The organism is Rhizobium freirei PRF 81 (genome assembly GCF_000359745.1).
Taxonomy (GTDB): domain Bacteria; phylum Pseudomonadota; class Alphaproteobacteria; order Rhizobiales; family Rhizobiaceae; genus Rhizobium; species Rhizobium freirei.
Genome location: NZ_AQHN01000006.1, coordinates 79,255 through 94,849 on the forward strand (window position 1 = coordinate 79,255; position 15,595 = coordinate 94,849).

A 15,595-nucleotide genomic window follows, 5' to 3' on the forward strand; every position below is an offset into this window, starting at 1 on the left:
ATCGCCTCAGCCGCGGCTGTAGACCCAGAGCTGGGCCGGCGGAATGTTGCGGACGATGAAATCGAAATGGCGGATGTGGTAGCGATCCGGCCGCGCGATGATCGGCGAAACCGGCCCGTAGGAAATCTGAACGACCGGCCGGCCGGGCGGCATGCGGTCCAGCAGGCTTTCCAGCAGCGCCACACGCGCCTTCATCGGGAAATTAAGGAGAGGAATGCCCGACACGACGGAATCGAAGGTCTGGCCACGCAGCACGCCGAGCGTCTTGTCGAGATCGAAGGCGTCGCCATTAATGAAGTGGACGCTGGGATAAAGCTTGACGAGGTGATTGTAGAAATCGGTCGAGTATTCGATGGCGACGAGGTTTTCCGGTTCGACGCCACGCGCCAGGATAGCCTTGGTGATGGCGCCCGTTCCCGGCCCGAGCTCCAGTACGGGCAGGCCGGATTCCGTGTTGATGATGCTCGCCATCTTGCGGGCCGTTATCGACGAGGTCGGAGCGATCGAACCGACCGTCTTCGGCCCCTGCATCATGCCTTTGAAGAAACGGATCTCCTCGTCGAATTTCTTGCCAAGCCGTTCCTTAAGACGCAGCGTCATGCTTCCCCCCTAGATGTTACGGTCGCGACTTACATACCGTTTCTCTAAAATCTTGCAATGCGATGACGCAATAACAAGAGAAAATGTCGCAATCCGAAAAGGACCAAATAAAAGCGCCCTCACGTTGTAGAAACGCATGAAAGGGCGCTTTGGTTTCGCCAGAGCCGGATGATTTTAGGTCTGTTCGACCCAAAATCATCCGGCTCTTGAATCAAAAAAGTAGAGCATGATGTCGTCCGAAAACCGCTCACACTTTTCGGTATCAGGCTCTAGACGCGCATCGGCATCAGCACATAGAGCGCGTCGTCGCCGGCGGTGTCGCGAATGAGCGTCGGCGAGCCGGCATCGGCAAGCAGGAACACCGCCGCATCGCCGGAAAGCTGCGCGGTGATGTCGAGCAGGTACTTGGCGTTGAAGCCGATTTCCATCGGATCCATCTCATAGCCGACGGCGACTTCTTCGGTCGCACTTCCCGAATCCGGATTGTTGACCGTCAGCAGCAGCTGGCCGTCCGACAGAGCCAGCTTCACGGCGCGGCCGCGCTCCGACGAAATTGTCGATACGCGGTCGACGGCCTGGGCGAAGGTCTGGCAATCGACCCGCATTTCCTTGTCGTTGTTGGCTGGGATGACGCGCTGATAGTCCGGGAAGGTGCCGTCGATCAGCTTCGACGTCATGACGATCGAGCCGATCGTCAGGCGGATTTTGGCGTCGGACACTTCGACGGTCACGATCGTATCCGGCGTGTCCACCAGCTTCTGCAGTTCGCCGACCGTCTTGCGCGGGATGATGATGCCGGGCATGCCTTCGGAGCCCGAAGGGGCGCTGACATCGGCGCGGGCCAGGCGATGGCCGTCCGTCGCAACGGCGCGGAGCTTCAGGTCGCCGCCGCTTTCGATCGTGTGGAAGAAGATGCCGTTGAGGTAATAACGGGTCTCTTCAGTGGAGATCGCAAACTGCGTCCGGTCGATCAGCATCTTCAGATCGGCGGCCTTCAGCTTGAAGGAGTGGCTGAAGCTGCCGGCCGTGAGATCCGGGAAATCGGATTCCGGCAGGCATTGCAGCGAGAATTTCGAACGGCCGGAGGCAACCGTCATCGAGCTGCCGTCGGCATTGGTCGCAAGAAGGACTTCCGATCCGTCGGACAGCTTGCGCACGATGTCGTAGAGCAGATGCGCGGGAACCGTGGTGGCGCCGGGCTGCTCGACATTGGCTGGCGTTGCCTCGGTGATTTCGAGGTCGAGGTCGGTCGCCTTCATGTCGAGGCTCGTGCCTTCGGCCTTCAGCAGCACGTTGGACAGGATCGGGATCGTATTGCGACGCTCGACCACGCGATGCACGTGGTTCAGCGACTTCAGGAGGTTCGACCGCTCAATTGTAATACGCATGGATGCTACCGCTTTCGACCGTGACTTGCCGGGCAGCCCGAGGCGCCCGAGCGACATGTTTTCGGACGAGGCCCGAAAGATTGGACAGGCAACTTGGCAGACTTCTCCATCCGAATGCAAGAGGCATGGATCAATTGCCAAGCGCCAATTCGACATTTCGTCGACAATGCTCCACAGGAATTGCACTGCTCTTGCCGTCCGCCTGCGCCTCGCCCATAAAGACGATAAATCCGAGGCGAATTCAGGACCGGCATGAACGAAGACCAAGCAAGCGGCGGAGCGCGCAGTTTCCGCCTGCACAATAACCAGATTCCGGCCCGTCCCCTGGAACCGGCGCTCTATCTCGTCGCGACGCCGATCGGCAATCTCGGCGACATCACGCTGCGGGCGCTGGAGACGCTGGCCGGTGCGGATGTGCTGGCGTGTGAGGATACCCGCGTCACCCGTGTCCTTCTCGATCGCTATGGCATCCAGAACAAGCCCTATGCCTATCACGAGCACAATGCCGATGAGGCAGGCCCGCGGCTGCTGCAAGCGCTGGCGGCCGGCCGCTCTGTTGCACTGGTGTCGGATGCCGGCACGCCGCTCGTCTCCGATCCCGGCTACCGGCTGGCAACGCAGGCGATCGAGGCGGGTTACAAGGTCGTCCCCATTCCCGGCGCCTCGGCGCCGCTCGCAGCCCTCGTCGGCTCCGGCCTGCCCAACGATGCCTTCTTTTTTGCCGGTTTCCTGCCGGCCAAGGATAAGGGCCGGCGTGACAGGCTGGCCGAGCTTGCCGGTATACCCGCAACCCTCATCTTCTTTGAATCGCCGCATCGCATCGCCGCCACGCTTGCCGCGGCGGCCGACGTGCTGGGCGGCGAGCGCACAGGCGCCGTCTGCCGCGAGCTGACGAAGACCTTCGAGGAGTTTCGTCGCGGCACGCTTTCAGAACTCGCCGCTCACTATGAGGCAGTGGATAATGTGAAAGGCGAGATCGTGCTGCTCGTCGGTCCGCCGGCGGAAAGCGTGACCGCCGAAGCCGACGTTGATGCCATTCTGGCCGATCTTGCAGGAACGATGCCGACGGCAAAGGCAGCGGCCGAAGCTGCACGCCTCACCGGCCTGCCGCGCAAGGAGCTCTACCAGCGCCTGCTCGACATGAAGGAGCGCCATGCCTGACAAGGGGGCTGAGCCGGGTGAAAGGCTGAAACGGCAAAAGGCCTGGCGGCGCGGCCATGTCGCCGAATATCTCGCCGCCGTTTTCCTGATGCTCAAGGGCTATCGCATTCTCGCCATTCGCCACCGTACCAAGCTCGGCGAAATCGATATCGTCGCCCGCAAGGGTGATCTCGCCGTCTTCGTGGAAGTCAAATCGCGACGGGATGCGCAGGAGGCGGTCGACGCCGTTTCCTTCTCCTCGCAGAGGCGCATCCGTGCCGCGAGCGATCTATGGCTTGCCCGGCAGCCGGATTTCGCCCGTCTTTCGCAGCGCTATGACATCGTCGCCATGCTGCCCGGCCGCTGGCCGCAGCATTTTCCCGATGCGTTTTGAGCAAGGCGTTACAGGACCGTCACAAAATCAGCCTATTGCCGGGCGACCAGCACTCGCGATTTTTCCGCCGGCGCTCATATTCTCGTTTCGACAGGCCCAATTATGATCCGCAACACCGTTTCCGCCTTTACCATTCCCTCGCAGGAAGAGCGCAGGAGCTTCATTTCGCTCGAAAAGACCCCGGCCATCCATGCCGAGAAGCTCTCATCGCTCGCCTGCCTGAATACGGTGCGTGTCGGCGGGGCTGAAGCGACGATCGAGGCGTTATCTTTCCCGTTTACGGTCGCTGCCTGGAATATGGAGCGCTGCCTGTTTCCCGAGGAAAGCGCGGCCAAGCTGCGGGCAACCGGGGCGCCGCTTATCCTGCTGTCGGAAATGGACGAGGGCATGGCCCGCACCGAACAGCGCGACCCCACAGCCGTTATCGCCGCCGAGCTCGGCATGAACTATGCCTATGGCGTCGAGTTCCTGGAGCTCAGCCTCGGTTCGGAGATCGAGCGCGCCTACTGCCGGGACGATTTCAACGAAAAGGGCTTCCACGGCAATGCGCTGATGGCCTCCGTTGCCCTGAAGGATGCCTTCATGATCCGCCTGCCGGGCGAGGCCGTCTGGTTCAACAACAGCAATGAGCAGCCGCGCATCGGCGATCGCTGCGCCGTCGGCGCCGTCGTCGAGACCGAGGCCGGTCCCTTCGTCGCCGTTTCGGTCCATCTGGAAAGTGTCGCAACCGCTGCCTATCGCGAGCGGCAGCTGGCGGCGCTGATCGATGCGGTCGAGGCCTTCGCGCCGGGCCTGCCGATCCTGATCGGCGGCGATCTCAACACCGGCAACCACACCGGCGGCGATTTCTCGACCGATACGCTTTTCGCCATGGCCGAGAGCCGCGGCTTCGAATGCCATGGCGGACCGCTGGATCAAACGAGCACGCGCCCGAGCCTCATCACCCGCTTTCCCGATCGAGCCATGAAGCTCGACTGGTTCATCACCCGCGGCCTGAAGATCGGCGAAAGCCATCTTGTCTCTTCGCTCAACGCCGAGGGCAAGCCGCTTTCCGATCATGACATGATCGTTTGCACAATCGAAGGTTTTTCTGCCTGATATTTGCAATCGTTAAAATGCTCTCGGTTTCATGAACCGCGCCGTTACCCCTTTCATGCGATGAGATGGTAGACGCGCATGGAAATTTGGGGGTTTGTATGGTCTTGAAAATGGTGTTGGCGAGCATGGCGGCCTTTGCCGCGCGTGCCGTTCCTGTCGTCGTTGCCTTGCCGCAGTCGAAAAACTTCGTGGCCGGCGCCAGCAGCGAAATGGAAATGAAACCGTCGCCGATCGAACGATCGTGGATTCTGTCGGGCGATCCCGTGGCCCGCATCGCCGAGCATTCGCGCGGGCAGGACGACGCTGCCGTCACGGCGCTGTGGGATTGCACCGCCGGCGAATTTCGCTGGTATTTCGGCTGGGACGAAACGGTGATGATCCTTGAGGGCGAGGTGCACGTTACCACGGAAGACGGCGTCGAGCGCACGCTGAGTGCCGGCGATGTCGCCTATTTCGCCGGCGGCACCTGGGCGACATGGCGCATCGACCGCTACCTGCGCAAGGTCGCCTTCTGCCGCAAGCCGTTCCCGAAGCCTTTGACCATGGCTTATCGCCTGCGCAATCTTGTCCGGCAGGGCGGCGCTCAGGGCCTTGCCGCCTGAATGCGGCCAGCCTTGACTGAAGATGTCCTTGCCGGAAGCCCTTGAATAGCCGTTGCGTTTGGAGGCGGGCCGACCTACATCTGTCCGCAAATTCGAGCGAGGGCTGATTATGGCTGGTATCAAGAATGTTGCGGTCCAGATGGACCATGTCCGGGGCATCAACATTGCGGGCGACTCGACCTTCGCCATGAGCCTCGAGGCGCAGAACCGCGGCTACAAGCTCTTCCATTACACGCCCGAGCGGCTGAGCATGCGCGACGGCAAGGTCTATGCCTCCGTCGAGCCGATGATCCTGCGCGACGTCAAGGGCGATCACTTCGAGCTCGGCGAGCCTGAGCGCGTCGATCTTTCGACCATGGACGTCGTGCTGCTGCGCCAGGACCCGCCATTCGACATGGCCTATATCACCTCGACGCATCTGCTCGAGCGTATCCACCCGAAGACGCTTGTCGTCAACGATCCGGCCTGGGTGCGCAACTCGCCGGAAAAGATCTTCGTCACCGAATTTGCCGATCTCATGCCGAAGACGCTGATCACCCGCGATCCCAGCGAAATCCGCCGCTTCCGTGAGGAGATGGGCGATATCATCCTGAAGCCGCTCTACGGCAATGGCGGCGCCGGCGTCTTCCATTCGACGCGCGACGACCGCAATCTCTCGTCCCTACTTGAAATGTTCGGTCAGCTTTTCCGCGAACCCTTCATTGCCCAGCAATATCTGCCCGACGTGCGCAAGGGCGACAAGCGCATCCTGCTCGTCGATGGCGAGGCCGTCGGCGCGATCAATCGCGTGCCGGCCGAGCATGATGCCCGCTCCAACATGCATGTCGGCGGCCGTGCCGAAGCCACGGAACTCACGGCGCGCGAACAGGAAATCTGCGCCCGCATCGGACCGGCCCTGAGGGAACGCGGCTTCCTGCTCGTCGGCATCGACGTCATCGGCGACTACATGACCGAGATCAACGTCACGTCGCCGACGGGTCTGCGGGAAGTGAAGCGCTTCGGCGGCGCCGATATCGCCAGCCTGCTTTGGGATGCGATCGAAGCCAAGCGGGCCTGATCGGCAGTTCCTACCATGCTTTCCAGCTAGACAATAATGTGCACTCAGCCATGTCGATGATTTCGGCATGACTGAGAGAGGCTTTTGTTCGTTTATTGTTCTTGTTTCATTCCTCGTCTTGTGCCAGATTGCAACCCGAAGTTTGTTGATCGAGGCAGGTAGCGGCAAACGCGTTCTGTGACAGGGGATAGGGCATGGTGGCGCGCGTCAGTACGGTGGCGTTTCAGGGCATTGAAGGCGTACCCGTCGAAGTGCAGGTGATGATCGCGCCCGGCAAGGTGCTGATGCATATCGTTGGCCTGCCCGACAAAGCCGTGGCGGAAAGCCGTGAACGGGTCCAGGCTGCGCTCCACGCCTCCGGCTTGGCACTGCCGCCGAAGAAGGTCACGGTCAATCTCGCGCCGGCGGATCTGCCCAAGGAGGGCAGCCACTTCGATCTGGCCATCGCGCTCGGTCTGATGGCGGCGCTCGGCGCGATCCCCGCCGATGCCCTGTCTTCTTACACGGTCATCGGCGAACTCAACCTCGACGGCACGATAGCGCCCGTTGCCGGCGCGCTACCGGCGGCAATCGCCGCCAACGCCATGGGCAAGGGGCTGATATGCCCTGCCGAAAGCGGGCCTGAAGCCGCCTGGGCCGGCAAGGAGGTCGACATTCTGGCGCCGCGCAGCCTGATTGCGCTCGCCAATCATTTCCGCGGCACGCAGGTGCTGACGCGACCGGAACCATCAGTCCGTGCCAGCGCTGCCAATCTGCCCGATCTCGCTGATATCAAGGGGCAGGAAAGCGCCAAGCGCGCCTTGGAGGTGGCGGCGGCCGGCGGGCATAACCTGCTTTTCGTCGGACCTCCCGGCTCCGGCAAGTCGATGCTCGCCTCGCGTCTGCCGTCGATCCTGCCGCCACTGTCGACGAATGAGCTGCTGGAGGTGTCGATGATCCATTCGATCGCCGGCCAACTTTCCGGTGGCAAGCTCTCCGATCGACGGCCCTATCGCGCGCCGCATCACTCCGCCACCATGGCAGCCCTTGTCGGCGGCGGGCTGCGTGCCAGACCGGGTGAGGCGTCGCTCGCCCATCACGGCATTCTTTTCCTCGATGAGTTGCCGGAGTTTTCGCCGCAGGCGCTCGATGCGCTGCGCCAGCCGCTGGAAACTGGCGAGTGCGTTATTGCGAGAGCAAACCACCGTGTCGCCTATCCGGCCGGTATCCAGCTCGTGGCGGCAATGAATCCGTGCCGCTGCGGCATGGCCGGGGAACCGGGGCACACCTGCGCACGGGGACCACGCTGCGCTTCCGATTATCAGGGCCGCATTTCCGGTCCGCTGCTGGATCGCATCGACATCCGCATTGACGTACCCGCCGTATCCGCCGCCGACCTGATCCGGCCGACGACAGCGGAAAAGAGCGCCGATGTCGCGCTTCGCGTCGCCCGCGCTCGCGAGCGGCAGCAGGAACGTTTCGAAAGGGCGGGCGCGAAGGAGATTACCACGAATGCCCGCTGTTCGACCGCCATGATAGAAACCATCGCCGAGCCCGATGCCGCAGGCCTGCAATTGCTGCGCGACGCTGCCGAGAAGATGAAATTCTCTGCACGCGGCTATCATCGCATCCTCAAGGTCGCACGCACTCTTGCCGACCTCGACGATAAGCCGACGGTGGGGCGCATCCATCTGGCGGAGGCCATTTCCTATCGCATTGCCGGGGAGAGGTTGGCTGCGCATGCCTGAAAATTCGGGGCTCAGGTAGCGTCTGGTCGTCTCCACCTCCCCTGAATAAAAAGGGGCGCCGCAGCACCCCTTTCCAATCAAACCGATGGGGCCAGCTCTCAGCCGCCAAGCCCTTCGAACAGCGCCGTCGACAGATAGCGTTCGGCGAAGGAGGGAATGATGACGACGATGGTCTTGCCTTCGTTTTCGGGGCGCTGGCCGACCTTGATGGCCGCCGTCAGCGCAGCACCCGAGGAAATGCCGACCGGCACGCCTTCGAGCTTTGCGACCAGCCGCGCCTGCTGGAACGCCTCGTCGTTGGTGACGGTGACCACCTCGTCGTAGACATGCGTGTCGAGGATCTTCGGCGCGAAACCGGCGCCGATGCCCTGGATCTTGTGCGGGCCGGGATTGCCGCCGGAAAGAACGGGCGAATCAGCCGGCTCGACCGCAATGACCTTGACGTCGGATTTGCGGGCCTTCAGCACCTGGCCGACGCCGGTGATCGTGCCGCCGGTGCCGATACCGGAGACGAAAATATCGACCTTGCCCTCGGTGTCGTTCCAGATTTCTTCGGCCGTCGTCTTGCGATGGATTTCCGGATTGGCCGGATTTTCGAACTGCTGCGGGATGATGGCATCCGGCAGGGTCGAGGCCAGTTCTTCGGCCTTGGCGATCGCGCCCTTCATGCCCTTCGGGCCTTCGGTCAGCACCAGCTCGGCGCCGAGCAGCGCCAGCATTTTGCGGCGCTCGACCGACATGGTTTCCGGCATGGTCAGGATGAGCTTGTAGCCTTTGGCAGCGGCGGCGAAGGCAAGCGCGATACCGGTATTGCCCGAAGTCGGCTCGATCAGCACGGTCCTGCCGGGGGCGATCTTGCCCTGGGCTTCCAGGCTTTCGATCATCGCGACGCCGATACGGTCCTTCACGGAAGCGATGGGATTGAAAAATTCAAGCTTTGCCAGGAGGTTGGCCTTGACGCCCTTTTCCTTTGCCAGTTTGTCGAGACGAATGATCGGGGTATCGCCGATGGTCTCGGTGATCGAGGCATAAACGCGGCCGCGGCCTGGTTTGCGGGTGTCGGACATGGGTATCTCCCTCTGTGTGAATTATGGGGTGACAATAGGATCAAACGCTAGCGGAAACCAGAGTGCGCACGCGCTCGCCGCCTGTTGCCCATGAGAAAAGAGTCTCTTCGCTGTCTCTTTCAGAGAATGTTTTTTCAGGCGGCGCGGGCGGCAATGAATGCAGCCGTGCCGGTAAGAATGCTGGCGGCGACCCTGTTCAAGATCCGCAGAGCTCTCGGCTTCTTGAGAAAGGTGCGGGCTCGCGAGGCAAGCAACATATAGGGCACGAGAACGATCAGCCGTACGACGAAGGTTGCTGCCAGCAATATGGCATACTCGCGCGGGCCGATATGGTTGATGTCGATCAGTGTCGGCGCCAGCGCAATGTGGAAGAGCATGGCCTTCGGATTGCCGAGCGTCACCGGCAGGCCCGAGAGAAAGGACGTGACCTCGCCGAGCACGAGGCCGATGAAGAAGGTCTCGCAGAAGCCGGAGCCCAGCGCACGTGCCACGATCGCCGTAACGCCCGGACCGGAATGCGGCTGTGATGAAGAGCGCGTCGCAATAGGCGGGCAGAGCCGCGAGCGTCATGAGGATTTCCCCCACAGATGGTGGTGTCTCTTCCGCACCACCTTTGCGTTTTCAGGCGATTGCGCCGGCGCTGCGAACATATTACCAAGGGGTTAAGGTGCGTCGAAACCGCTTTGCCCAAGGATATCATGTCTTCTGCATTGCTCCTGATCGATCTACAGAATTCCATCCTGACCGGCCTTGGCACGCCGGATCGTCAGTCGGTCATTGATGCCGCGCTGGAGACGGTCGTCACCAAGCTTGCGACGCTGAAACGCAACGCACGCGCCGCCGGCATTCCTGCTTTCATCGTCCAGCATGACGGCACGGCGGGGCACCGCCTGGCAAAGCGCAGCGAAGGCTGGCAGCTGCGCCGGGAAATCGCGCCCGAGGCCGGCGATGTCGTCGTGCACAAAGCGAGCTGCGATTCCTTCTTCGAAACCGATCTCGAGGCGAAGCTGCGCGCCCGCGGTATCACCCGCCTTTTCATCGGCGGCTGCATGACGCAATTCTGTGTCGACACGACAGCGCGCCGCGCCGTCTCGCTCGGGTTCGACGTTTCGCTGATCTCCGATGGCCATACCACGGCCGATATGGGCAAGCTGAACTTCGAAACGATCATCGAGCATCACAACATGGTGCTTGACGGTTTCGATGCCGGGCCGCATGAAATCAAGCCGATCGCATCTGCCGAAATTCTCTTTTGACACCCCTTTCCGGCTTGGAGGTTCTATGCCGCATCTCACCAGCATGATCGCCTTTGCCCTGATCGCTCTGGGCATGGTACTGACACCCGGGCCGAACATGATCTATCTGGTATCGCGATCGATCTCACAGGGTCCTGCGGCCGGGCTGATCTCGCTCGGCGGCGTCGCCTGCGGCTTCGTCTTCTACATGCTCTCCGCTGCCCTCGGCATCACCGCCTTTGTCCTCGCAGTACCCTTCGCCTATGACGCGTTGCGGCTGGCGGGTGCCGCCTATCTTGCCTGGCTGGCCTGGAATGCACTGAAGCCCGGTGGCCGTTCCGCCTTTCAGGTGCGTGAGCTGCCAAAGGATAGCAAGCGCCGGCTCTTCTCCATGGGGCTGGTCACCAGCCTGCTCAATCCGAAGGTTGCTGTGCTCTATCTTTCGCTGCTGCCGCAGTTCATCGATCCGGCCGCCGGCAGCGTCTTTGCGCAATCCGTCATTTTCGGCTTCATCCATATCGCCGTCAGTCTGACCTTCAACGCCATCTTCGCGCTGACGGCGGGCTCCGTCGCGCAGTTCTTCGTGCGCCGCCCGTCCTTCGCGCTGGTTCAGCGCTGGCTGATGGGCACCGTGCTGGCCGGGCTCGCCCTCCGCATGGCTCTCGAGGCGCAGCGCTGATGCGGAAACTTTCGCTACCACTCGCCGCCGGCCTTCTGACGCTCGCATCGGTTTTGAGTTCCTCGCCAATTGTTTCGGCTGCGGAGACTGGCACCAGGACAATCGTCCTTATGCGCCATGGCGAAAAGCCGGAAGCGGGTCTTGGCCAGCTCAGCTGCCAGGGACTCAACCGGGCGCTGGCGCTGCCATCGGTGCTGACGAAGCTCTTCGGCAAGCCTGCGGCCATCTTCGCGCCGAACCCGTCCAAGCGGAAGAGGGATGTCGGGATTTCCTACGATTACATCCGCCCGCTCGCGACCATCGAGCCGACCGCAATTGCGCTCGGCATGCCTGTCGATACCAGCTTCGGCTATGACGATATCGATGATCTGAAAACCGAGCTGGAAAAGCCTGCCTACGCCGGCAAGCTGGTCTTCGTTGCCTGGGAGCACAAGCAGATCGTCAAGCTCGCCCGGCAGCTTCTGAGCGATAATGGCGGCGATGACGACGCGGTGCCGAAATGGCCGGGAGAGGATTTCGACAGCCTTTATGTGCTGCGCATCGGCGGTGGCAAGGCCGGGCTGGGCGCGACCTTCGATAAGATGGCGGAAGGCCTCAATGGCCGCCCCGAAACCTGTCCGACTCCGGCTAAATAGGTCTCAGAAAACAGGCCGCATGAAGCTGCGCTCGTAGCTGACGATGCAGCGCGTTTCCTCGCCATAGGCGAAGGCAGCGCGGCATTCCGCATCTTCGGCCATCTGCTTCCGATAGTCTTCATAGGCAGCAAGGCTCGGAAAGCTGAAAAGCGCCAATGCGATGTTGTTGGCGCCTTCATGCGGCAGGAAGTAGCCGTGATGCGTGCCGCCGAGCCGATTGACCAGCGGGATCCAGAGCTTCGCATAATGCTCGAACTCGGCAAGCTTGTAAGGGTCGATGACATAGCGCAGGTAACAGGTGATCATTCGGCTGTCCTCTTGGAAAGATGGCCGTTTCTATGCCAGGGCAGGGGGATCGTCCAGCCGAGATTCATGCCCGCCGCAGCGCCGAGAATGATGATCGCGCCGGCGATCTGTCCGAGGCCGAGCACATGGCCGAAGGCGAGGCGATCAACCACGATGGCGGCGATCGGATAGATGAAGGACAGCGCGCCGGTCAGATGCGTCGGCAGCTTCTGGATGGCGCCATAGAGCAGCACATACATCACGCCGGTATGCACGATACCCATGGTGACGAGGATCGACCATCCGCCGGCATTCTGCGGAGCGGCGGAAAAATTGGTGAAGGGCGCAAGCATCAGGATGCCCGTCGAAACCTGGATCAGCGCAATCAGGTGCGGCGGCGTGCCCTTCAGCCATTTGGCGGCGATCGCCGCCAGCGCGTAGAAGAAAGCCGCACCCAGCGAAAGCAGGATGCCGATCGCATAGCCGCCCGAGCCCGCGGTTTCTGTCGGCTTGCCTTCGACGATAATAGCCATGCCGGCAAAGGCGAGGGCGAGCCAGAAGAGCTTGGTGAAGGTGATCCGCTCACCGAGGAACAGCGCGCCGAGCCCTAGCAGCATGAAGGGCTGCGTGTTGTAGACGGTCGTGGCGATGGAAATGGAGGCGTGCGAATAGGCGGCGAATAGCAGCAGCCAGTTGAGGACGATGGCGATGCCGCCGCCCACTGCGATCGCAAAAATCTTGAAATTCAGGATGCCGGGGCGTAGCAGGCCCATGGCAGCGCAGATGGCGAGCAGCGTCAGCGCACCGAAGGAGCAGCGCCAGAAGACGACGTCGGTCACCGCCTGGCCGGACATCAGCACGAACCAGCCGATCGTGCCCGAAATCAGCATTGCCGCCGTCATTTCTATCGTGCCGTGTCTTATCTCGTTCATGGCCTTATCTCCCATCTGACAAAGCCAATCATATTGCCGTGCGAGTGTCGGTAATATAGATTAAATGAGGCAGCGCGAATTCATAACCTAATTAAATGAGGTTTTGACATGGCTATACCTAACGCCTCTTTGGGTCTCGATGAGATCGATCAGCGAATGCTCGAGGCGCTGGCGCGCAATGCCAGGATATCGCTGAAGGAACTGGCGGAAGTGGCCGGCCTGTCGTCGCCAAGCGCGGCAGAGCGGCTGCGCCGGCTGGAAGAGCGCGGCGTCATCTCAGGCTTTACGGTCGATATCGCGCCCGAGGCGATCGGCTATCCGCTGCAAGCGATCGTTCGTATCAGGCCGCTGCCTGGTCAGCTTCACGTCGTCGAGCGGATCATCCAGGAGACGCCGGAATTCATCGAATGCGACAAGGTCACCGGCGACGATTGCTTCATCGGGCGGCTGGTGGTGCGCTCCATGGGCGAGCTCGATGGTATATTGGATAAGATCACCGAGAGGGCGGAGACGAATACGTCAATGATCAAGGCGACACCCGTCAAGCGCCGGTTGCCGCCGCTTTCGCGTTAGAGCTTTGCAGTCACACGCCGGTCGAGCCGAAGCCGCCGGCGCCGCGCCTGGTCTCGCTTGCTTCCGCGGTCTCGAAGATACGAGCCTGGATCGAAGGGGCAATGACCATCTGCGCGATACGCATGCCGCGGGTGATCTCGAACGGCTCCTCGCCGAGGTTGATCAGCAGCACCTTCACTTCGCCGCGATAGTCGCTGTCGATCGTGCCGGGCGTGTTCAGGCAGGTGATGCCGTGCTTGAGGGCAAGGCCGGAACGCGGACGGATCTGCGCCTCGTAGCCATCGGGAACCTCGAAGATTAAGCCGGTGGGAACGAGGTCCCGTTTGCCGGGAAGGATCGTTAGCGTTGCGCCATCGTCGACCGCAGCGCGCAGGTCCATGCCGGCAGCACCCCTGGTCTCGTAAGTTGGCAGCTCAAGGCCTTCGCCATGCGGCAGGCGGATGAGGTTCAGGGCGGGTCGGGTGTCGGTGTGAATGGTCATGGCGTATTAGTTTGCGCTCGAACGCCTGAGGTCAATTGCATTTAGGGCTTTGAGTCGCTAGATACGGCCGCAATTCACAGGATTCACAAGCATGGCCGAAAGTCTCGCCGAGGCGGTTTCCCGCCGCCGTACATTTGCTATTATCGCCCACCCGGACGCGGGCAAGACGACGCTCACCGAAAAATTGCTGCTGTTCGGCGGCGCTATTCAGCTTGCCGGCGAAGTCAAGGCGAAGAAGGATCGCATGCAGACGCGCTCCGACTGGATGAAGATCGAGCGCGAACGCGGCATCTCGGTCGTCACCTCGGTCATGACCTTCGAATATGAAGGCAATGTCTTCAACATTCTCGATACGCCCGGCCACGAAGACTTCGCCGACGATACCTATCGCACGCTGACGGCCGTCGACGCCGCCGTCATGGTCATCGACGCCGCCAAGGGTATCGAGCCGCGGACGCTGAAGCTGTTCGAAGTCTGCCGCATGCGCGATATCCCGATCATCACCTTCATCAACAAGATGGACCGCGAAAGCCGCGATCCCTTCGAAATCCTCGATGAAGTGGAAGAGAAGCTGGCGCTGGACACTGCCCCGGTCACCTGGCCGATCGGCCGCTCCAAGACCTTCTGCGGCTCCTATCATCTGGCCGCCAACACCGTGCGCGGCTCCGACACCGAGGTTGAGGCGACGCGCGTGAACGGTCCGCAAGCGGTTGCCGGCAGGCTGCCGGAAAACGAGCGCCAGGCCTTTATCGACGAGACGGAGCTCGCGATCGAAGCCTGCCGCCCCTTCGACCGGGAATCCTTCCTGGAAGGCCATATGACGCCGGTCTTCTTCGGCTCGGCGCTGCGCAATTTCGGCGTCCGCGATCTCATCAACGCGCTCGGCGATTTCGCGCCACCCCCGCGCGACCAGGTCGCCGACATCAGGACAGTGCAGGCGACCGACGACAAGATGACGGCCTTTGTCTTCAAGATCCAGGCCAACATGGATCCGAACCATCGCGACCGCATCGCGTTTGCGCGCATTTGCTCGGGCAGACTGGAACGGGGCATGAAGGCGCGGCTGTCGCGCACCGGCAAGCAGCTTGGCCTCACCGCGCCGCAATTTTTTTTCGCCTCGCAGCGCCAGCTTGCCGACACCGCCTATGCCGGCGACGTCGTCGGTATTCCGAACCACGGCACGCTTCGCATCGGCGATACGCTGACGGAGGGCGAATCCCTCGTCTTCCAGGGCGTGCCGAACTTCTCGCCGGAAATCCTGCGTCGCGTGCGTCTCGAAGACGCGATGAAAGCGAAGAAGCTCAAGGAAGCGCTGCAGCAGATGGCGGAAGAAGGCGTCGTGCAGCTCTTCTCGCCGGAAGACGGTTCTCCGGCCATCGTCGGCGTTGTCGGCGCCCTGCAGCTCGACGTCTTGAAGGAGCGGTTGATGGCCGAATACGGCCTGCCGGTTTCCTTCGAAATGTCGCGCTTCTCCGTCTGCCGCTGGATCTCGGCCGATCAGTCCGCCGATCTCGAAAAGTTCGTCACGGCACGCCGCGGCGATATTGCCCGCGACCTCGATGGCGATCCGGTCTTCCTTGCCCAGGACGGCTTCTCGCTGCGCTACGAGGCGGAACGTTATCCGGCTATCAAAATGGCCGCAATCAAGGAATATCACGCCGTCAAGGCGGCGTGATCGGTTGGGATGCGTTTCATTTTGGAA

The 15,595-nt window shown here is 61.7% G+C and carries 17 protein-coding genes and 1 pseudogene; 11 read left to right on the top strand and 7 right to left on the bottom strand.

Translation table 11 applies throughout. The features are described from left to right. Window positions 1-6: 6 nt before the first annotated feature. Together pmtA and dnaN are read right to left on the bottom strand one after the other, a co-directional pair. Window positions 7-600 (bottom strand): phospholipid N-methyltransferase PmtA, encoded by a 594-nt coding sequence (gene pmtA / locus RHSP_RS02495; RefSeq protein WP_004108253.1) that lies wholly within the window; start codon window positions 598-600, stop codon window positions 7-9. 269 nt (window positions 601-869) lie between these two features. Continuing rightward, window positions 870-1,988 carry a DNA polymerase III subunit beta gene (dnaN, locus tag RHSP_RS02500; protein ID WP_037149254.1) on the bottom strand — a complete coding sequence of 373 codons (1,119 nt, stop codon included), beginning with the start codon at window positions 1,986-1,988 and terminating at the stop codon, window positions 870-872. A 252-nt stretch (window positions 1,989-2,240) separates the two neighbouring features. On the opposite strand from dnaN, the gene rsmI reads away from it, so the two are divergent. From rsmI to RHSP_RS02530, 6 genes are all read left to right on the top strand, one after another. After that, window positions 2,241-3,149: a 16S rRNA (cytidine(1402)-2'-O)-methyltransferase gene (gene rsmI / locus RHSP_RS02505; protein WP_037149183.1), complete on the top strand. Its 909-nt coding sequence runs from the start codon at window positions 2,241-2,243 to the stop codon at window positions 3,147-3,149. Further along, window positions 3,142-3,522: a YraN family protein gene (locus tag RHSP_RS02510; RefSeq protein WP_004108263.1), complete on the top strand. Its 381-nt coding sequence runs from the start codon at window positions 3,142-3,144 to the stop codon at window positions 3,520-3,522. Before rsmI ends, RHSP_RS02510 begins: the two co-directional genes overlap by 8 nt. 102 nt (window positions 3,523-3,624) lie before the next feature. Beyond that, window positions 3,625-4,620 (top strand): exonuclease/endonuclease/phosphatase family protein, encoded by a 996-nt coding sequence (locus RHSP_RS02515; RefSeq protein WP_004108267.1) that lies wholly within the window; start codon window positions 3,625-3,627, stop codon window positions 4,618-4,620. Window positions 4,621-4,718: 98 nt separating this feature from the next. After that, window positions 4,719-5,222: a cupin domain-containing protein gene (locus tag RHSP_RS02520; RefSeq protein ID WP_004108270.1), complete on the top strand. Its 504-nt coding sequence runs from the start codon at window positions 4,719-4,721 to the stop codon at window positions 5,220-5,222. Between the two features lie 109 nt (window positions 5,223-5,331). Next, complete coding sequence (gshB, locus tag RHSP_RS02525) at window positions 5,332-6,279, top strand: glutathione synthase (RefSeq protein WP_004108273.1); 948 nt, start codon at window positions 5,332-5,334, stop codon at window positions 6,277-6,279. Between the two features lie 194 nt (window positions 6,280-6,473). Beyond that, a complete protein-coding gene (locus tag RHSP_RS02530; protein WP_004108275.1) occupies window positions 6,474-8,006 on the top strand; it encodes a YifB family Mg chelatase-like AAA ATPase in 1,533 nt (510 codons plus the stop codon). A 98-nt stretch (window positions 8,007-8,104) separates the two neighbouring features. Here the strand turns inward: RHSP_RS02530 and cysK are convergent, their stop codons facing one another. Both cysK and RHSP_RS02540 read right to left on the bottom strand, forming a co-directional pair. Beyond that, window positions 8,105-9,073 carry a cysteine synthase A gene (gene cysK / locus RHSP_RS02535; protein WP_004108276.1) on the bottom strand — a complete coding sequence of 323 codons (969 nt, stop codon included), beginning with the start codon at window positions 9,071-9,073 and terminating at the stop codon, window positions 8,105-8,107. A gap of 134 nt (window positions 9,074-9,207) precedes the next feature. Beyond that, window positions 9,208-9,643 (bottom strand): annotated as a pseudogene (locus RHSP_RS02540) (LysE family translocator). A gap of 128 nt (window positions 9,644-9,771) precedes the next feature. Here RHSP_RS02540 and RHSP_RS02545 point away from each other — a divergent pair. The 3 genes from RHSP_RS02545 to RHSP_RS02555 are packed head-to-tail and all read left to right on the top strand — an operon-like array spanning window position 9,772 to window position 11,622. Further along, window positions 9,772-10,329, top strand: coding sequence for a cysteine hydrolase family protein (locus RHSP_RS02545; protein WP_004108280.1), 558 nt, complete (start codon window positions 9,772-9,774; stop codon window positions 10,327-10,329). 25 nt (window positions 10,330-10,354) lie between these two features. Continuing rightward, window positions 10,355-10,987, top strand: coding sequence for a LysE family translocator (locus tag RHSP_RS02550; RefSeq protein ID WP_004108283.1), 633 nt, complete (start codon window positions 10,355-10,357; stop codon window positions 10,985-10,987). Then, the gene (locus RHSP_RS02555) at window positions 10,987-11,622 is read left to right on the top strand and encodes a hypothetical protein (protein ID WP_037149187.1); all 636 of its coding nucleotides are present in this window, start codon (window positions 10,987-10,989) and stop codon (window positions 11,620-11,622) included. The genes RHSP_RS02550 and RHSP_RS02555 overlap by 1 nt, the downstream gene beginning before the upstream one ends. A gap of 3 nt (window positions 11,623-11,625) precedes the next feature. On the opposite strand, the gene RHSP_RS02560 is transcribed toward RHSP_RS02555, so the two are convergent. Both RHSP_RS02560 and RHSP_RS02565 read right to left on the bottom strand, forming a co-directional pair. Further along, window positions 11,626-11,928: an NIPSNAP family protein gene (locus RHSP_RS02560; RefSeq protein ID WP_004108289.1), complete on the bottom strand. Its 303-nt coding sequence runs from the start codon at window positions 11,926-11,928 to the stop codon at window positions 11,626-11,628. Next, window positions 11,925-12,839: a DMT family transporter gene (locus tag RHSP_RS02565; protein WP_037149190.1), complete on the bottom strand. Its 915-nt coding sequence runs from the start codon at window positions 12,837-12,839 to the stop codon at window positions 11,925-11,927. The genes RHSP_RS02560 and RHSP_RS02565 overlap by 4 nt, the downstream gene beginning before the upstream one ends. Window positions 12,840-12,947: 108 nt before the next feature. Between RHSP_RS02565 and RHSP_RS02570 the strand changes: the two genes are divergently transcribed. Further along, a complete protein-coding gene (locus RHSP_RS02570; RefSeq protein ID WP_004108291.1) occupies window positions 12,948-13,412 on the top strand; it encodes an Lrp/AsnC family transcriptional regulator in 465 nt (154 codons plus the stop codon). A gap of 10 nt (window positions 13,413-13,422) precedes the next feature. On the opposite strand, the gene dut is transcribed toward RHSP_RS02570, so the two are convergent. Continuing rightward, the gene (gene dut / locus RHSP_RS02575; protein ID WP_004108302.1) at window positions 13,423-13,893 is read right to left on the bottom strand and encodes a dUTP diphosphatase; all 471 of its coding nucleotides are present in this window, start codon (window positions 13,891-13,893) and stop codon (window positions 13,423-13,425) included. A gap of 91 nt (window positions 13,894-13,984) precedes the next feature. Between dut and RHSP_RS02580 the strand changes: the two genes are divergently transcribed. Then, window positions 13,985-15,568: a peptide chain release factor 3 gene (locus tag RHSP_RS02580; RefSeq protein ID WP_004108305.1), complete on the top strand. Its 1,584-nt coding sequence runs from the start codon at window positions 13,985-13,987 to the stop codon at window positions 15,566-15,568. Window positions 15,569-15,595 lie beyond the last annotated feature (27 nt).